The organism is Pseudomonas sp. FP2338 (assembly GCF_030687515.1).
Lineage (GTDB): Bacteria > Pseudomonadota > Gammaproteobacteria > Pseudomonadales > Pseudomonadaceae > Aquipseudomonas > Aquipseudomonas salomonii.
The window spans coordinates 1,436,747-1,452,069 of sequence record NZ_CP117436.1; the positions used below are offsets into that span (position 1 = coordinate 1,436,747).

Here is a 15,323-nt window from a genome sequence, read left to right on the forward strand (position 1 = left end):
TTGACCAGCTTTATGCGGGGAAATGCGACGAGTGCGGCATGGCGCAAAGCGTGATCATGCCTGCCACAGTGCGGCTTGCAAGCGGATAGTGGTTCTCTCACTATGCGCGCGCTCAATAGCACTTACGTCAAGGACCTAATCCCGTGCACAAAATTTCCGCATTGCAGGCGGCCAGAGGACTGGCTGCGCTCGCAGTCATTGCCTTTCACTCACTTTTTATCAATGCAAAGTACGTTGCTGGTGCTACCTGGCTACCGGACATGTTTGTGTTCGGACAAACCGGTGTGGATTTGTTCTTTGTTATCAGCGGCTTCGTGATGGTGTTGGCGTCGGCCAATAAGTTCGGTGCGCGGGGTGAAGTGCTCGGCTTCCTTAAAGGCCGCTTCCTACGAATCTATCCGGTGTATTGGGTGTATTTTTTTGCGGTGATGCTGGTGTTCCTGCTCAAGCCCGGCATGGTCAACAGCTCCCAGGCCGGCGAAGTCAGTCTGCTGAATTCGTTCCTGCTGTTGCCGGACGCCAATCTGCCACTGGTCATGGTGGCCTGGTCGTTGATCCACGAAGTCTGGTTTTACCTGGTGTTCGCGCTCATTTTGCTGCTGCCACGACGATGGATGCCGTTGGTATTCGTTGCCTGGCTTTGCGCCATCCTTGCTGCCTCGGTCCTGTATACGAGCCCGGCCAACCCCTATCTACGGGTAATCAAGCACGAGTTTTCCATTGAGTTCATCCTCGGCGCGCTGGCCGGCCTGCTGTATTTGAAGGTGGTCGATGGGGCTTTCCAGTGGCGCTTGCCTGGCGCTCTCGTCGGCCTGGTCGGTGTTGGCCTACTGGCTTATGCGCTGGCGTCGGGGACCGTCGATGGGTCGGACGTCATCCAGTCCATCTCTCTGCAACGCGCACTGATCGTGGGCGGTGGCTATACCTTATTGTTGCTGGCGTTGGCGCTGCAGGAGTTCAAGTCTCAATGGCGGGTGCCCGGCGTACTCACGTCACTGGGTGACATGTCTTACTCACTTTATCTGTCGCATATCCTTACGCTGAGCGTGTGCGGTCGACTCTGGGTGGCCTTTGGCAGTGCTGAAGGTGGGCTTTTGGCCTCTGTGGTGTTCTGGGCGATATCCCTGCCGGTGGTGCTTGCTGTTGGGTACATGAGCTACAGGTTTGTAGAGCGTCCTTTGACTCAGCGTCTTTCTCGATGCCGGGCAGGGCGCGTGAGTGCTCAGTCAGTCGCTCACTAATCATCACCCTTTGCGCTATGCTTCGCGCCGTTGCGCAGGGGTGAAACCCCGGGGTCAATAAAACGTCTGTTACGAGAAGTAAAACAGCGCATGCTAGGGTCAGCTTAGGCGCGTTGTTTATAAAGACCTCAGGTCAAAGGGCAGGAGTGGTTGATGGGTCAGGCAAATAGTCAGGCGGCAGGTGCCGAGCATTCCAATGCAAAGCCGATTGGCATGCTGGTGGCGGCGGTCGGGGTGGTTTACGGCGATATCGGTACCAGCCCGCTCTATACCCTTAAAGAAGTGTTTACCGGTGGTTACGGTGTGCAGGTCAACCATGATGGCGTGCTGGGTATCCTGGCGCTGATCTTCTGGTCGCTGATTTGGGTCGTATCGATCAAATACATGCTGTTCGTGCTGCGCGCCGACAACCAGGGCGAGGGCGGCATCATGGCGCTGACGGCACTGGCAAGGCGGGCGGCAGGCACGCGCAAGCGCCTGCGCAGTTTCCTGGTGGTGTGCGGGCTGTGCGGTGCGGCGCTGTTCTACGGCGACAGCATGATCACCCCGGCGATTTCGGTGTTGTCGGCCATTGAAGGCCTGGAATTGGCGTTCGATGGCCTGGAAAAATGGGTCGTGCCGATTGCACTGGTGGTGCTGGTGGCGCTGTTCCTGATCCAGAAACACGGCACCGACCGCATCGGCAAGCTGTTCGGGCCGGTGATGGTTACCTGGTTCCTGGTGCTGGGCGGCCTTGGGATCTATGGCATCACCTTGCACCCTGAAGTGCTCAGCGCGATGAACCCGATTTGGGCCGTGCGGTTCTTCGAGGCCCACCCAGGCATTGGCGTGGCGATCCTCGGCGCCGTGGTGCTGGCACTGACCGGCGCCGAGGCGCTGTATGCCGACATGGGCCACTTCGGCCGCAAACCCATTGCCCGCGCCTGGTTCATCCTGGTGTTGCCGGCGCTGGTGCTCAATTATTTCGGCCAGGGCGCCATGCTGCTAGGCGACCCGGAAGCTGCGCGCAACCCGTTCTACCTGCTGGCGCCGAGTTGGGCGCTGATCCCGCTGGTGGTGTTGTCCACCCTGGCCACGGTGATTGCCTCCCAGGCGGTGATTTCCGGCGCGTTCTCGTTGACGCGCCAGGCGATCCAGTTGGGCTACATCCCACGCATGCATATCCAGCACACCTCCAGCGCCGAGCAGGGCCAGATCTACATCGGTGCGGTGAACTGGGCGCTGATGGTCGGTGTGATCCTGCTGGTGCTTGGCTTCGAGTCCTCCAACGCACTGGCTTCGGCCTACGGCGTGGCGGTGACCGGGACCATGCTGATGACCACCATCCTGGTGTCGGCAGTCATGCTGCTGCTGTGGAAGTGGCCACCGATCCTGGCGGTGCCGGTGCTGGTCTGCTGCCTGTTGGTCGATGGCCTGTACTTTGCCGCCAACGTGCCGAAGATCATCCAGGGCGGCGCCTTCCCGGTGCTCGCAGGGATTGTGCTGTTTGTGCTGATGACCACCTGGAAGCGCGGCAAGCAGTTGCTGGTCGAGCGCCTCGACGAAGGCGGCCTGCCGTTGCCGATCTTTATCAGCAGCATCCGCGTGCAGCCGCCTCACCGCGTACAGGGCACGGCGGTGTTCCTCACCGCGCGGCCGGACGCCGTGCCCCACGCGCTGTTGCACAACCTGCTGCATAACCAGGTGTTGCACGAGCAGGTGGTGCTGTTAACGGTGGTCTACGAGGACATTCCTCGCGTGCCGGTCACGCGGCGTTTCGAGGTCGATGCCTATGGCGAAGGCTTCTTCCGGGTCATCCTGCATTTTGGGTTTGCCGATGAGCCGGACGTGCCCGAAGCCCTGAAGCTGTGCCATCTGGACGAACTGGACTTCAGCCCGATGCGCACCACCTACTTCCTCAGCCGCGAAACCGTGATCGCCTCGCGAATCAAAGGCATGGCGCGCTGGCGCGAAGCGCTGTTTGCGTTCATGTTGAAAAACGCCAACGGCAACCTGCGCTTCTTCAAACTCCCGGTAAACCGGGTGATCGAGCTGGGCACCCAGGTCGAGATGTAATCTCTTGCAACACGGGAGCCGGCATTCGGCTCCCGCTTTCCTTTCTGAACCCTGTGCAATCCAGCGTTGTCGACTAGGCTCTAAGCACTGTTTGAATAGTGCCCACAGAACCCAGAAGAGGTGCGCCATGAGTCAGCTGCTCGAACCCTACACCCTCCGTCAATTGACCCTGCTTAACCGCATCGCCGTCTCGCCGATGTGCCAATACTCGTCCGACGATGGCCTGGCCAATGACTGGCACCTGGTGCACCTGGGCAGCCGCGCCGTCGGTGGCGCCGGGCTGATTTTTACCGAAGCCACCGCCGTCACCGCCGATGGCCGCATCACCGCCCAGGACCTGGGCCTGTGGAACGACGCGCAGATCGAACCGTTGCAACGCATCACCCGCTTTATTGCCGCCCAAGGCGCGGTGGCGGGCATCCAACTGGCGCATGCCGGGCGCAAGGCCAGCACTCACCGGCCGTGGATCGGCAAGCACGGCAGCGTCAAGCCGGAAGACGGCGGCTGGGTGCCGGTGGGCCCCTCGCCGATTGCCTTTGACCCGAACCACATGCAACCCAAGCCACTCGATGAAGGGCAGATCCAGCAGGTGATTGCCGACTTTGTCGCCGCCGCCAAGCGTGCGCTGACCGCCGGTTTCGAAGTGGTGGAAATCCACGCCGCTCACGGTTACCTGTTGCATCAATTCCTTTCGCCGATCAGCAACCAGCGTCAGGACCACTACGGCGGCTCGTTTGAAAACCGTATCCGCCTGGTGCTCGAAGTCACCAAAGCCGTGCGCGCCGTCTGGCCCGAGGAGCTGCCGCTGTTTGTGCGGGTGTCGGCCACCGATTGGGTCGAAGACGGCTGGAACCCCGATGAGACCGTGGAGCTGGCGCGCCGCCTCAAAGACCTGGGCGTGGACCTGATCGATGTGTCCTCCGGTGGCACCGCCGCCAACGCCGAGATTCCCACCGGCCCCGGCTACCAGACGCGGTTTGCCGAGCGTGTGCGCAAAGAGTCGGGTATCGCCACCGGCACGGTGGGCATGATCACCGAACCGGCCCAGGCCGAACATATCCTGCGCACCTGCCAGGCCGACATCATCTTCCTCGCCCGTGAGCTGTTGCGTGACCCTTACTGGCCGCTGCACGCCGACGATGACCTGGGCGGGCGCAAAGCCATCTGGCCTGCGCAGTACCAGCGGGCGACTCACCGTGATCAGCCGATTCATGAGTCTGACCTGAGGGATTGAACCCGCGCCTGCGTTCAACAAACCCACCCAACTCGGTGGGTTTTTTGTTGCCCGCGTTTAACGCAAGCCTGATCCGCAGCTGTATGCGCAAGAGCTTCACGATATCCACCTTTAGCGGTCGCTGCGTGCGAAAGGGTTGTAGGTATTTGTTACCGAAGTAATTTTTTAAGTGAATACTCTAAAAAAATCCCACACGTCACGAGATTGTTTCTACGCTTAGGGTAAGTGTGATTTCTGGCCCAGGGAGTCAGGCTGTTTGCCCTTGAAGCCACTGCGCTTCATGAGTGTTGGGAATGGGCACCAGGAGTAATTGACTGATATCAGGAGTAACGGTCCATGACCAAGTCTTATGGCGTAGCGGGTGCGGTGGCGTCTTTTTTGAGTCGCCAGATGTCCTTGCGGGGGCGAAGGTTGAGTTCGGATGAGGTGGAGTTGCTGGCGCAGTATCGCGCCCTCACCGAAAACGATCAGGTGGCGATGCGCTACTTGATCGGCGCAATGAAGAGCGTGTCGCGGTTTTAACCGGCATAAGCTCGTTCCCACGCTCGCGTGGGAACGCTCTACTGGCGCGTATCAGCTGTACTTGCGCTGGTCCGGTGCCGGCGGGAAGTACTGATACAGCCAGGTTTCACTCAAGGTGCGGTCCTGAGTGCGGATAAACAGCCGCAGCTCCACCGGCTCTACGCTGTCGCTGGTCGGGTACCAATCGAACAGAATGCGATAGCCCTTGATGTTGTCCAGCACCAGCACGCTGAAGTCTTTGACTTCACCGTGGGAGCAGGTCACCACCGGCTCGATTCCAGTGCCGGCCGGCAGGCGATCCAGGCCGCCACCCTTGAAATCCACGGCAAAGCGGCGCGCCCACACGTCGGGGTAATGCTCGCCCGGTGCCCAGCCTTCGGTAAAACCGCCCATGCCGGAACGGGTGGCATCCACTTGCGCCAGCGGTGTGCTTACCGGCGGCAGTGCGCTCCAGTACAGCTTGTAGCCATAGTTGAGTGATTCGCCGGCGGCCACGGGCTTTTTCGGGGTCCAGAAGGCCACGATGTTGTCCAGGGTTTCGCCGGTGGTGGGGATTTCCAGCAGGTCGATCGAGCCTTCGCCCCAGGCGGTGGTCGGTTCCACCCACAGGCTTGGACGCTTGCTGTACCAGTCCACGGTGTCCTGGTAGCTGGCGAACTCATGGTCGGTCTGCACCAGGCCGAAGCCTTTCGGGTCGGTGTCGGCAAAAGCGTTGAATTGCAGCTTGGCCGGGTTGTTCAGCGGGCGGCAGATCCACTCGCCGTTGCCACGCCACATAGCCAGACGGTCCGAGTCGTGGATTTGCGGGTGGATGGTGTCGCACATCCGCCGTTCGTGGGTGCCGCAGCTGAACATGCTGGTCATGGGCGCGATGCCCAGTTGTTCGATGGCGGTGCGCGCATTGATGTGCGCGTCGATGGCCATGACCACCTGGCTGGCCTGGCAGTCGATGTCAAAACGGTAGGCGCCAGTGGCGCTCGGCGAGTCGAGCAGGGCGTAAACCACAAAGCGCGTGGCGTCCTTGCTTGGGGTTTCGAACCAGAACTGTGTGAAATCGGGGAATTCTTCGCGTTTTTTCGCGTAGGTATCGATCGCCAGGCCGCGTGCGGAGAGGCCGTACTGGCCGGATGCGTCCACCGCACGGAAGTAGCTGGCGCCGAGAAACGACAGCACGTCATGGCGATCCAGTTCCGGCGCCTTGAACAGCTTGAAGCCGGAGAACCCCAGGTCGCCGGTCAGCTGTTTGGTGTCCACCGTGGTCTTGGCATAGTTGAACAGCGAAGGGCGGAAATGCACCTCGCGGGCTTCGCGGGTCTTGGGGTCGACGCTGTGCATGCGCACGGGCGTCTTGAAGCCCATGCCGACGTGGAAGAATTGCACGTCAAGCTGGCCGTTCAGTTCCTTCCACAGCGAATGGTTGCCGTCGTAGCCAATGGCATTGAAATTCTGTGGGGTCATGGTTGCCAGTGTCGGCGGCAGCACCTGTTTGGTGTCTTTATACGCGGTGGCGGCGAGCTGCTTGGCCTGGGCCTTGAGCGTTTCGAAGTCGAACGCCACGGCCTTGCCATCGGCGGCACGGTTCCCGGCCCAGGCCTGCGCGGCCAGCAGGCCGCTGGCCGACAAACCGGTGTAAGCCGCAATGGCCATGGACGCTTTGAGCAAATTCCTGCGGTGCATAGAGACAACCTGTCGTGAGCAAATCCCGCGCCGTTCCTGGCACGTAACGGATCAGAAATAACGGTTCGGACATGCCTTCGACCAAACACAACGGACAATAAACAGACGCCGGATAGCTTAAGCGGTTCGATGCAGAAGGAAAATTGATTGATGGCGGGGTGATGGCGTTGCATGTGAAACAAGACGTTTCCAGCTTGTGCTGTCGGCGTTACATCTGGAAGCACTCTAGATCGTGGCTTTTTGGCACTTAGTTTTACGCTGGGGGCCTATTGGTCCTACGAACCCAAGTGTCTGGAGGCTACGCATGAATACCCGTGGATTGCTCGATCAGTTGCTCAAATCCGGCCAGGACATGTTGCAAAACAAAGCAGGCGGGCAACGCAAATCGGACGACAAAAGCGCCCTTGGCGGCTTGCTCGGTGGCGGCGGGCTCGGCAGTTTGCTCGGCGGTGCGGGCGGCGGCGCCCTGGCGGCGGGTGCGATGGGCCTGTTGCTGGGGAATAAAAAAGCGCGCAAATTCGGCGGCAAGGCGCTCACCTATGGCGGGCTGGCGGCGCTCGGCGTGATCGCCTACAAGGCCTACGGCAACTGGCAGGCGCAGCAGGCCGGCGCGCCCCAAGGCGAGCCGCAAACCATCGACCGCCTGCCGCCGGCCCAGGTCGAGCAACACAGCCAGGGCATTCTCAAGGCGCTGGTCGCTGCCGCCAAAGCCGACGGGCATGTAGACGAGCGTGAGCGTGCGCTGATCGAGGGCGAATTCACCAAGCTGGATAACGACCGTGAACTGCAAAACTGGCTGCACGCCGAGCTGAACAAGCCTCTGGATCCCGCCGATGTGGCGCGGGCAGCGAGCACCCCGGAAATGGCCGCCGAGATGTACATCGCCAGCGTGATGCTGGTGGACGAAGAAAACTTCATGGAAAAAGCCTACCTGGACGAGCTGGCCCGCCAACTCAAACTTGAGCCCGGCTTAAAGGCCGAGCTGGAAAAACAGGTACGGCTTAACCAATAAGTCCCGGCTCAATGATCGCTCCCACGCTCTGCGTGGGAGCGTAGCCCGTGACGCTCTGCGTCACCTGCGCCGTGTTTTTGCGTTCTGTGAGCGCTACATCAAAACCTGTTGATTAATGCGGGCACCCGCTCAGCTATACTCCTCGGCATTTGATCGGCCCTTCGAGGAATTACTGTGAAGAACTGGACCTTGCGCCAACGGATCTTGGCAAGCTTTGCGGTCATTATCGCCATCATGCTGTTAATGGTTGTGGTCTCTTATTCACGGTTGCTGAAAATCGAGGAGGGTGAGAATTCGGTTCGGGACGACGCGGTGCCTGGGGTGTACCTCAGTTCGATGATTCGCAGCGCCTGGGTCGACAGTTACCTGGATACCCTGCAATTGATCGGCCTGCGTGACGACAAAGGGTTGACGGACGCCGACAAGGCCGATTTCAAATCCTTCGAAGCCCGCGTCGTGCAGCAGATGGCCAATTACGCACAAACCATCCGCGGTGATGAGGATCGCAGTCAGTTCGACCGGTTCGAGGCGCTGCACCAGGCCTATAACAAGAGCCTGGCCGTCGTGCTCGACAGCCTGCAACGGGGCGATCTGGCCGGCGCGCGCAAGGAATTCGACACCCAGTTGACGCCGACCTGGACCGCAGGCCGCATGAAGCTCAACGACATCATCACCGATAACAAGAATGTCGCCGACCGCGCAACCAACGCGATCGATGACGCAGTATCCGCCGCGAAAATCAGTATGTTCGTGTCGCTGGCCGTGGCCATCCTCGCTGCCGGCCTGTGCGGCCTGCTGCTGATGCGCGCGATCATGGCGCCGATGAATCGCATCGTCCAGATTCTCGAAACCATGCGCACGGGCGACCTGAGCAAGCGTTTGAACCTGGAGCGCAAGGACGAATTCGGCGCTGTCGAAACCGGCTTCAATGACATGATGACCGAGCTGACCGCCCTGGTCTCCCAGGCCCAGCGTTCATCGGTGCAGGTGACCACCTCGGTGACCGAGATCGCCGCCACCTCCAAGCAACAACAGGCCACGGCCACCGAAACAGCGGCCACCACCACCGAGATCGGCGCGACGTCGCGGGAAATTGCCGCCACGTCCAAAGACCTGGTGCGCACCATGACCGAAGTGTCCACCGCCGCCGACCAGGCCTCGGTTGCCGCCGGTTCCGGCCAGCAAGGCCTGGCGCGCATGGAAGAAACCATGCACTCGGTGATGGGCGCCGCTGACCTTGTGAACGCCAAGCTGGCGATCCTCAATGAGAAGGCCGGCAACATCAACCAAGTGGTGGTGACCATCGTCAAAGTGGCCGACCAGACCAACCTGCTGTCGCTCAACGCCGCCATCGAAGCCGAGAAGGCCGGCGAGTACGGGCGCGGGTTTGCCGTGGTGGCCACCGAAGTGCGCCGCCTGGCCGACCAGACCGCCGTGGCCACCTACGATATCGAGCAGATGGTGCGCGAGATCCAGTCGGCGGTGTCGGCGGGCGTGATGGGCATGGACAAGTTTTCCGAAGAAGTGCGTCGCGGCATGTTCGAAGTGCAGCAAGTGGGCGAGCAGCTGTCGCAGATCATCCATCAGGTACAGGCCCTGGCGCCGCGGGTGTTGATGGTCAACGAAGGCATGCAGGCCCAGGCCACCGGCGCCGAGCAGATCAACCACGCGCTGGTGCAACTGGGCGATGCCAGCAGCCAGACCGTGGAGTCCCTGCGCCAGGCCAGCTTTGCCATTGATGAACTGAGCCAGGTCGCAGTCGGACTGCGCAGCGGCGTATCGCGTTTCAAAGTCTGATGAGCGACCTCGCGGCTAAACGCGGCGCCGTCCCGGCAGCGAAAAAGGCGTTGTTCCTAGTGTTCCGCATCGGTGGTGAACGCTACGCCCTCAAGGCCACGGAAGTGGCCGAGGTGTTGCCGCGCCTGCCGCTTAAACCCATCGCCCATGCACCGCTGTGGGTGGCGGGGATCTTTGCTCACCGTGGCGCAATGGTGCCCGTCGTCGACCTGTGTGCGTTGACCTTCGGCACAGCGGCCCAGGCGCGCACCAGCACACGGCTGGTGCTGGTCAATTACCAGCCGCAACCCTGGATCGAGGCGCGCTGGCTGGGGCTGATCCTGGAGCAGGCCACCGACACCCTGCGTTGCGACCCGGCCGAATTCCAGCCTTATGGCCTGGCTAACCGCGAGGCGCCGTACCTGGGGCCGGTGCGTGAAGATGCCTTGGGCTTGATGCAATGGATCGGCGTCGCCGACCTGCTCACCGATGACGTGCGCGCCTTGCTGTTTGCCAGTGAGCTGAGCCTATGAGCAACGACCCGCGCTTCTTTGCCTTCTTGAAGGACCGTATTGGCCTGGACGTCGCCTCGGTGGGCGAGGCGATCATCGAGCGAGCCGTACGCCAGCGCAGCCAGACCGTGCAGGCGCAGACCGCACAAGAGTACTGGCAGCATTTGCAGAGTTCCCATGATGAGCAGCAGGCGCTGATCGAAGCGGTGATCGTCCCCGAAACCTGGTTTTTCCGCTACCCCGAGTCATTTGTTACCTTGGCGCGTTTGGCCAAGGAGCGCCTGGCGGCGATCAAGCAGATGCGCGCCCTGCGTATTCTCAGCCTGCCATGCTCCACGGGCGAAGAGCCTTATTCGATTGCCATGGCCTTGCTCGATGCCGGGCTGGCGCCGCACCAGTTCAAGGTACTGGGGCTGGATGTCAGCCCACTGTCGGTGGAGCGCGCCAAGCGTGGCGTGTACGGCAAGAACTCCTTTCGCGGCGGTGATATCGAGTTTCGCGAGCGTCACTTCAGCGAACAGCCCGATGGTTTCCACATCGCCGAGCGGGTGCGCGAACAAGTGCGCCTGCAAGTCGGCAACTTGCTCGACCCGGCGTTGCTGGCGAATGAGCCCAGCTACGATTTTGTATTTTGCCGCAACCTGCTGATCTACTTCGACCAGCCCACCCAGAAGCAAGTGTTCGATGTGCTCAAGAGCCTGACCCACGAAGACGGCGTGCTGTTTATCGGCCCCGCCGAGGGCAGCCTGTTGGGGCGCCATGGCATGCGTTCGATTGGCGTGCCGCAATCCTTTGCATTCAGCCGGCATGCCGAGCCGGTCAAGCCTGAACCGGTGTTTGTGCCCCTGCCCATCCCCCAGCGCAGCGCAGCGCCGATTCCGCCCAAGCCGCGCCCGTTCAGCACGGTGAGCGCCCAGGTGGTGCCGATCAAGGCGCCACACAGCGATGCGGGCGACTTGCTCAGCCGCATCGCCACGCTGGCCAACGAAGGCAAAAGTGCCGAGGCCCGCGCCGCGTGTGAACAGTATTTGAGTAACCACCCGCCGGCCGCCCAAGTGTTTTACTGGCTGGGGCTGCTCAGCGACGTGGCCGGCAGCGCCCTGGAAGCCCAGAGTTATTACCGCAAAGCCTTGTACCTGGAACCGCAGCACCCGCAGGCCTTGATGCACCTGGCCGCATTGCTCGAGTCCCAGGGTGACAGCGCGGGCGCGCGCCGCTTGCAGGCGCGGGCCGCGCGCAGCGAGCGGGCAGACAGTGAGTCCAAACGATGAATAACCTTGATGCGCTCGACACCGCAGGCCTGGACCTGACCCTGGCCGACACCCAAGCCATCGACGACTGCTGGAACCGCATCGGCATCCACGGTGACAAGTCCTGCCCGTTGCTCGCCGAGCATATCCACTGCCGCAACTGCTCGGTGTATTCCGCCGCCGCCACGCGCCTGCTTGACCGGTACGCGTTGCAGCAGGGCGACCGGCAGGCGTATGCCGTCGCGGAAGTTGACGAAAACATCGTCACCCGTTCGATTCTGATGTTCCGTCTGGGTGAAGAGTGGCTGGGCATTGCCACCCGATGCCTGGTGGAAGTGGCGCCACTGCAGCCGATCCATTCGTTGCCACACCAGCGTTCCCGCGCATTACTGGGCGTGGCGAATGTGCGCGGTGCGCTGGTGGCGTGCCTGTCACTCGTGGAGCTGCTGGGGCTGGACCCTGCCAGCAGCGGCGCAAGCGGCGCGCGGGTGATGCCGCGCATGTTGATTATTGCCGCCCAGGACGGCCCGGTGGTGGTGCCGGTGGACGAAGTCGACGGCATCCATGCCATCGATGAGCGCACCTTGAAGGCCGCGTCGGCCTCCGGCACCCAGGCCAGTGCGCGCTTCACCCAAGGCGTGTTGCAGTGGAAAGGCCGCAGCCTGCGTTGGCTGGACGAGGCGCAATTGTTGTCTGCCGTGACCCGGAGCCTCACATGACCCCCGACCAGATGCGCGATGCCTCGCTGCTGGAACTGTTCAGCCTGGAAGCCGATGCACAAACCCAGGTACTGAGCGCGGGCCTGCTGGCCTTGGAGCGCAACCCCACCCAGGCCGACCAGCTTGAGGCGTGCATGCGCGCCGCGCACTCGCTCAAGGGCGCGGCGCGAATTGTCGGCGTGGACGCGGGGGTCAGCGTTGCCCACGTGATGGAGGACTGCCTGGTCAGCGCCCAGGAAAGCCGCCTGTACCTGCAACCTGAGCATATCGACGCCTTGCTGCAGGGCACCGACCTGCTGATGCGCATCGCCACGCCGGGCAATAACGTAGGCCCGGCGGATATCGAAGGGTATGTGGCGCTGATGGAACGCCTGCTGGATCCGTCGCAGCCGATCGTCCAAGCCACACCGGTCGCCGTCGCCACTCCGGAACCTGCGCCTGCGCCGGTGATTGACCCGTTGCCGCCGGAGCCTGAGCCCGCGCCGCCTGTCAGCACTGACCTGCCGCGCCCGAACAAACGCATGACCGAAGGCGGCGAGCGCGTGCTGCGCGTCACCGCCGAGCGCTTGAACAGCCTGCTCGACTTGTCGAGCAAGTCCTTGGTCGAGACCCAGCGGCTCAAGCCTTACCTGGTGAGCCTGCAACGCCTCAAGCGTATTCAAAGCAACAGCGCGCGCGCCCTGGACACGCTCGATGGCCAGCTCAAGGCCATGGACTTGAGCCTGGAAGCCCAGGAAGCCCTGGCCGACACGCGCCGCCTGTTGAGTGAAGCCCAGGCATTGCTGGCGGATAAAACCGCCGAGCTGGATGAGTTCGGCTGGCAGGCCGGGCAGCGCGCCCAAGTGCTTTATGACACCGCGCTGGCCTGCCGCATGCGGCCGTTTGCCGATGTGCTCGCCGGCCAGGTGCGCATGGTGCGCGACCTTGGCCGCAGCCTCGGCAAGCAGGTGCGCCTGGAGATCGAGGGGGAAAAGACCCAGGTCGACCGCGACGTATTGGAAAAACTCGAAGCGCCGCTCACGCACTTATTGCGCAATGCCGTCGACCACGGCATTGAAATGCCCGAGCAGCGGGTGTTGGCAGGCAAACCCGCCGAAGGCTTGATCCGCCTGCGCGCCTCGCACCAGGCCGGTTTGCTGGTGCTGGAGTTAAGCGACGACGGTAATGGCGTCGACCTGGAACGCCTGCGCGGCACCATCGTCGACCGGCACCTGTCACCGCTGGAAACCGCGCTGCGCTTGAGTGAAGAAGAGCTGCTGACCTTCCTGTTCCTGCCGGGCTTCAGCCTGCGCGACAAGGTCACCGAGGTGTCCGGGCGCGGCGTCGGCCTGGATGCGGTGCAGCACATGGTCCGCCAACTGCGCGGCGCGGTGGTGCTGGAACAGACGGCGGGGCAGGGCAGCCGTTTCCACCTGGAAGTGCCGTTGACCTTGTCGGTGGTGCGCAGCCTGGTGGTGGAAGTCGGCGAGGAAGCCTATGCCTTCCCGCTGGCGCATATCGAACGCATGTGCGACCTGGCGCCGGATGACATCGTGCAACTGGAAGGCCGCCAGCATTTCTGGCACGAAGGCCGGCATGTCGGCCTGGTGGCCGCCAGCCAGTTATTGCAGCGCCCGCCGGGGCAGAGCAATGACGAAACCCTGAAGGTGGTGGTGATCCGCGAGCGTGATGCGGTGTATGGCATTGCCGTGGAACGTTTTATCGGCGAACGCACCCTGGTGGTGTTGCCGCTGGATGACCGCTTGGGCAAGGTCCAGGATATTTCCGCCGGTGCTTTGCTGGATGACGGCTCGGTGGTGTTGATCGTCGACGTCGAAGACATGCTGCGTTCGGTGGATAAATTGCTCAACACTGGCCGCCTGGAGCGTATCGCCCGGCGCAGCCAGCAGGCCACCGAAGCACCGCGCAAGCGCGTGCTGGTGGTGGATGACTCGCTCACCGTGCGTGAGCTGCAACGTAAATTGTTACTTAATCGTGGTTATGAAGTGGCGGTCGCCGTCGATGGCATGGATGGCTGGAACGCACTGCGTTCCGAAGACTTCGACCTGCTGATCACTGACATTGATATGCCTCGTATGGACGGGATCGAATTGGTCACACTCTTGCGCCGTGATAGTCGCCTGCAATCGTTGCCGGTGATGGTGGTGTCGTACAAGGATCGCGAAGAAGACCGGCGCCGTGGGCTGGACGCCGGCGCCGACTATTATCTGGCTAAAGCCAGTTTCCACGACGACGCCTTGCTGGATGCCGTGATGGAGCTGATCGGGGGCGCCCGGGCATGAGGATTGCGATCGTCAATGACATGCCCCTGGCGGTAGAGGCGCTGCGCCGTGCCTTGAGTTTCGAACCGGCGCACCAGGTGGTGTGGGTGGCCAACAATGGCCTGGAGGCCGTACAACGTTGCGCCGAGTTGACCCCGGACTTGATCCTTATGGACCTGATCATGCCGGTGATGGACGGCGTGGAGGCCACGCGGCAGATCATGGCGGAGACCCCATGCGCTATTCTGCTGGTGACCGTCGACCGCCAGGCGAATATGAGTCGCGTGTTCGAAGCCATGGGCCATGGCGCCCTGGATGTGGTGGACACCCCGGCGCTGGGCGTGGGCAACCCCAAGGATGCGGCGGCGCCGTTGCTGCGCAAAATCCTCAATATTGGCTGGCTGATCGGCCAGCGGGGCAGCCGCGTACGCGCCGACACCGCGCCTGCACGCGCGTCCGGCAAACGTCAGAGCCTGGTGGCGATTGGGTCGTCGGCGGGCGGCCCGGCCGCCCTGGAAATCCTGCTCAAGGGTTTGCCCCGCGATTTTCCCGCGGCCATTGTGCTGGTGCAGCATGTGGACCAGGTGTTCGCCGCCGGCATGGCCGAATGGTTGAGCGGCGCCTCCGGCCTGCCGGTGCGCCTGGCACGAGAGGGTGAACCGCCACAAAGCGGCGTGGTGCTGCTGGCCGGTACCAACCACCACATTCGCCTGTTGAAAAATGGCACGCTAGCCTATACAGCAGAGCCGGTGAACGAGATTTACCGGCCGTCCATCGACGTGTTTTTCGAGAGCGTCGCCAGCCACTGGAATGGTGATGCCGTCGGCGTGTTGCTGACCGGTATGGGGCGCGACGGGGCCCAGGGCCTCAAGATATTGCGTGAACAAGGCTATTTGACCATCGCCCAGGATCAGCAGAGCTGTGCGGTGTATGGCATGCCCAAAGCGGCGGCGGCCATTGATGCTGCTGTTGAAATTCGCCCACTGGACAGCATTGCGCCCCGATTGCAGGAGGTTTTTGCAAAATGATCAAGACCTCTCGCGGTGCCGGCTTGCAGGAAAGTA

12 protein-coding genes are annotated in these 15,323 nt (G+C 62.1%); 11 read left to right on the forward strand and 1 reads right to left on the reverse strand.

From position 1 onward, the window contains the following. Nucleotides 1-143 precede the first annotated feature (143 nt). The 4 genes from PSH96_RS06450 to PSH96_RS06465 all read left to right on the forward strand — a co-directional run bounded on the left by PSH96_RS06450 (nt 144) and on the right by PSH96_RS06465 (nt 5,052). Nucleotides 144-1,241 carry an acyltransferase gene (locus PSH96_RS06450; protein ID WP_305458283.1) on the forward strand — a complete coding sequence of 366 codons (1,098 nt, stop codon included), beginning with the start codon at nt 144-146 and terminating at the stop codon, nt 1,239-1,241. 153 nt (nt 1,242-1,394) lie between these two features. Beyond that, nucleotides 1,395-3,296, forward strand: coding sequence for a potassium transporter Kup (locus tag PSH96_RS06455; protein ID WP_305458285.1), 1,902 nt, complete (start codon nt 1,395-1,397; stop codon nt 3,294-3,296). A gap of 127 nt (nt 3,297-3,423) precedes the next feature. After that, nucleotides 3,424-4,530, forward strand: coding sequence for an NADH:flavin oxidoreductase/NADH oxidase (locus tag PSH96_RS06460; RefSeq protein ID WP_305458287.1), 1,107 nt, complete (start codon nt 3,424-3,426; stop codon nt 4,528-4,530). A 336-nt stretch (nt 4,531-4,866) separates the two neighbouring features. Beyond that, a complete protein-coding gene (locus PSH96_RS06465; protein ID WP_305458289.1) occupies nt 4,867-5,052 on the forward strand; it encodes a hypothetical protein in 186 nt (61 codons plus the stop codon). A gap of 51 nt (nt 5,053-5,103) precedes the next feature. On the opposite strand, the gene PSH96_RS06470 is transcribed toward PSH96_RS06465, so the two are convergent. Then, on the reverse strand, nt 5,104-6,729 hold the full coding sequence (locus tag PSH96_RS06470; RefSeq protein ID WP_305458291.1) for a glucan biosynthesis protein D: 1,626 nt from the start codon (nt 6,727-6,729) through the stop codon (nt 5,104-5,106). Nucleotides 6,730-7,033: 304 nt separating this feature from the next. On the opposite strand from PSH96_RS06470, the gene PSH96_RS06475 reads away from it, so the two are divergent. The 7 genes from PSH96_RS06475 to PSH96_RS06505 all read left to right on the forward strand — a co-directional run bounded on the left by PSH96_RS06475 (nt 7,034) and on the right by PSH96_RS06505 (nt 15,287). After that, nucleotides 7,034-7,741: a tellurite resistance TerB family protein gene (locus PSH96_RS06475; RefSeq protein ID WP_305458293.1), complete on the forward strand. Its 708-nt coding sequence runs from the start codon at nt 7,034-7,036 to the stop codon at nt 7,739-7,741. Between the two features lie 174 nt (nt 7,742-7,915). Next, nucleotides 7,916-9,538 carry a methyl-accepting chemotaxis protein gene (locus PSH96_RS06480; RefSeq protein ID WP_305458295.1) on the forward strand — a complete coding sequence of 541 codons (1,623 nt, stop codon included), beginning with the start codon at nt 7,916-7,918 and terminating at the stop codon, nt 9,536-9,538. Continuing rightward, on the forward strand, nt 9,538-10,050 hold the full coding sequence (locus tag PSH96_RS06485; RefSeq protein ID WP_305458297.1) for a chemotaxis protein CheW: 513 nt from the start codon (nt 9,538-9,540) through the stop codon (nt 10,048-10,050). Before PSH96_RS06480 ends, PSH96_RS06485 begins: the two co-directional genes overlap by 1 nt. Next, a complete protein-coding gene (locus PSH96_RS06490) occupies nt 10,047-11,300 on the forward strand; it encodes a protein-glutamate O-methyltransferase CheR (RefSeq protein WP_305458299.1) in 1,254 nt (417 codons plus the stop codon). The genes PSH96_RS06485 and PSH96_RS06490 overlap by 4 nt, the downstream gene beginning before the upstream one ends. Next, nucleotides 11,297-11,998, forward strand: coding sequence for a chemotaxis protein CheW (locus PSH96_RS06495; RefSeq protein ID WP_305458300.1), 702 nt, complete (start codon nt 11,297-11,299; stop codon nt 11,996-11,998). The genes PSH96_RS06490 and PSH96_RS06495 overlap by 4 nt, the downstream gene beginning before the upstream one ends. Beyond that, a complete protein-coding gene (locus PSH96_RS06500; RefSeq protein WP_305458302.1) occupies nt 11,995-14,280 on the forward strand; it encodes a hybrid sensor histidine kinase/response regulator in 2,286 nt (761 codons plus the stop codon). Before PSH96_RS06495 ends, PSH96_RS06500 begins: the two co-directional genes overlap by 4 nt. Beyond that, a complete protein-coding gene (locus PSH96_RS06505) occupies nt 14,277-15,287 on the forward strand; it encodes a chemotaxis response regulator protein-glutamate methylesterase (RefSeq protein ID WP_305458303.1) in 1,011 nt (336 codons plus the stop codon). Before PSH96_RS06500 ends, PSH96_RS06505 begins: the two co-directional genes overlap by 4 nt. Nucleotides 15,288-15,323: the final 36 nt, after the last annotated feature.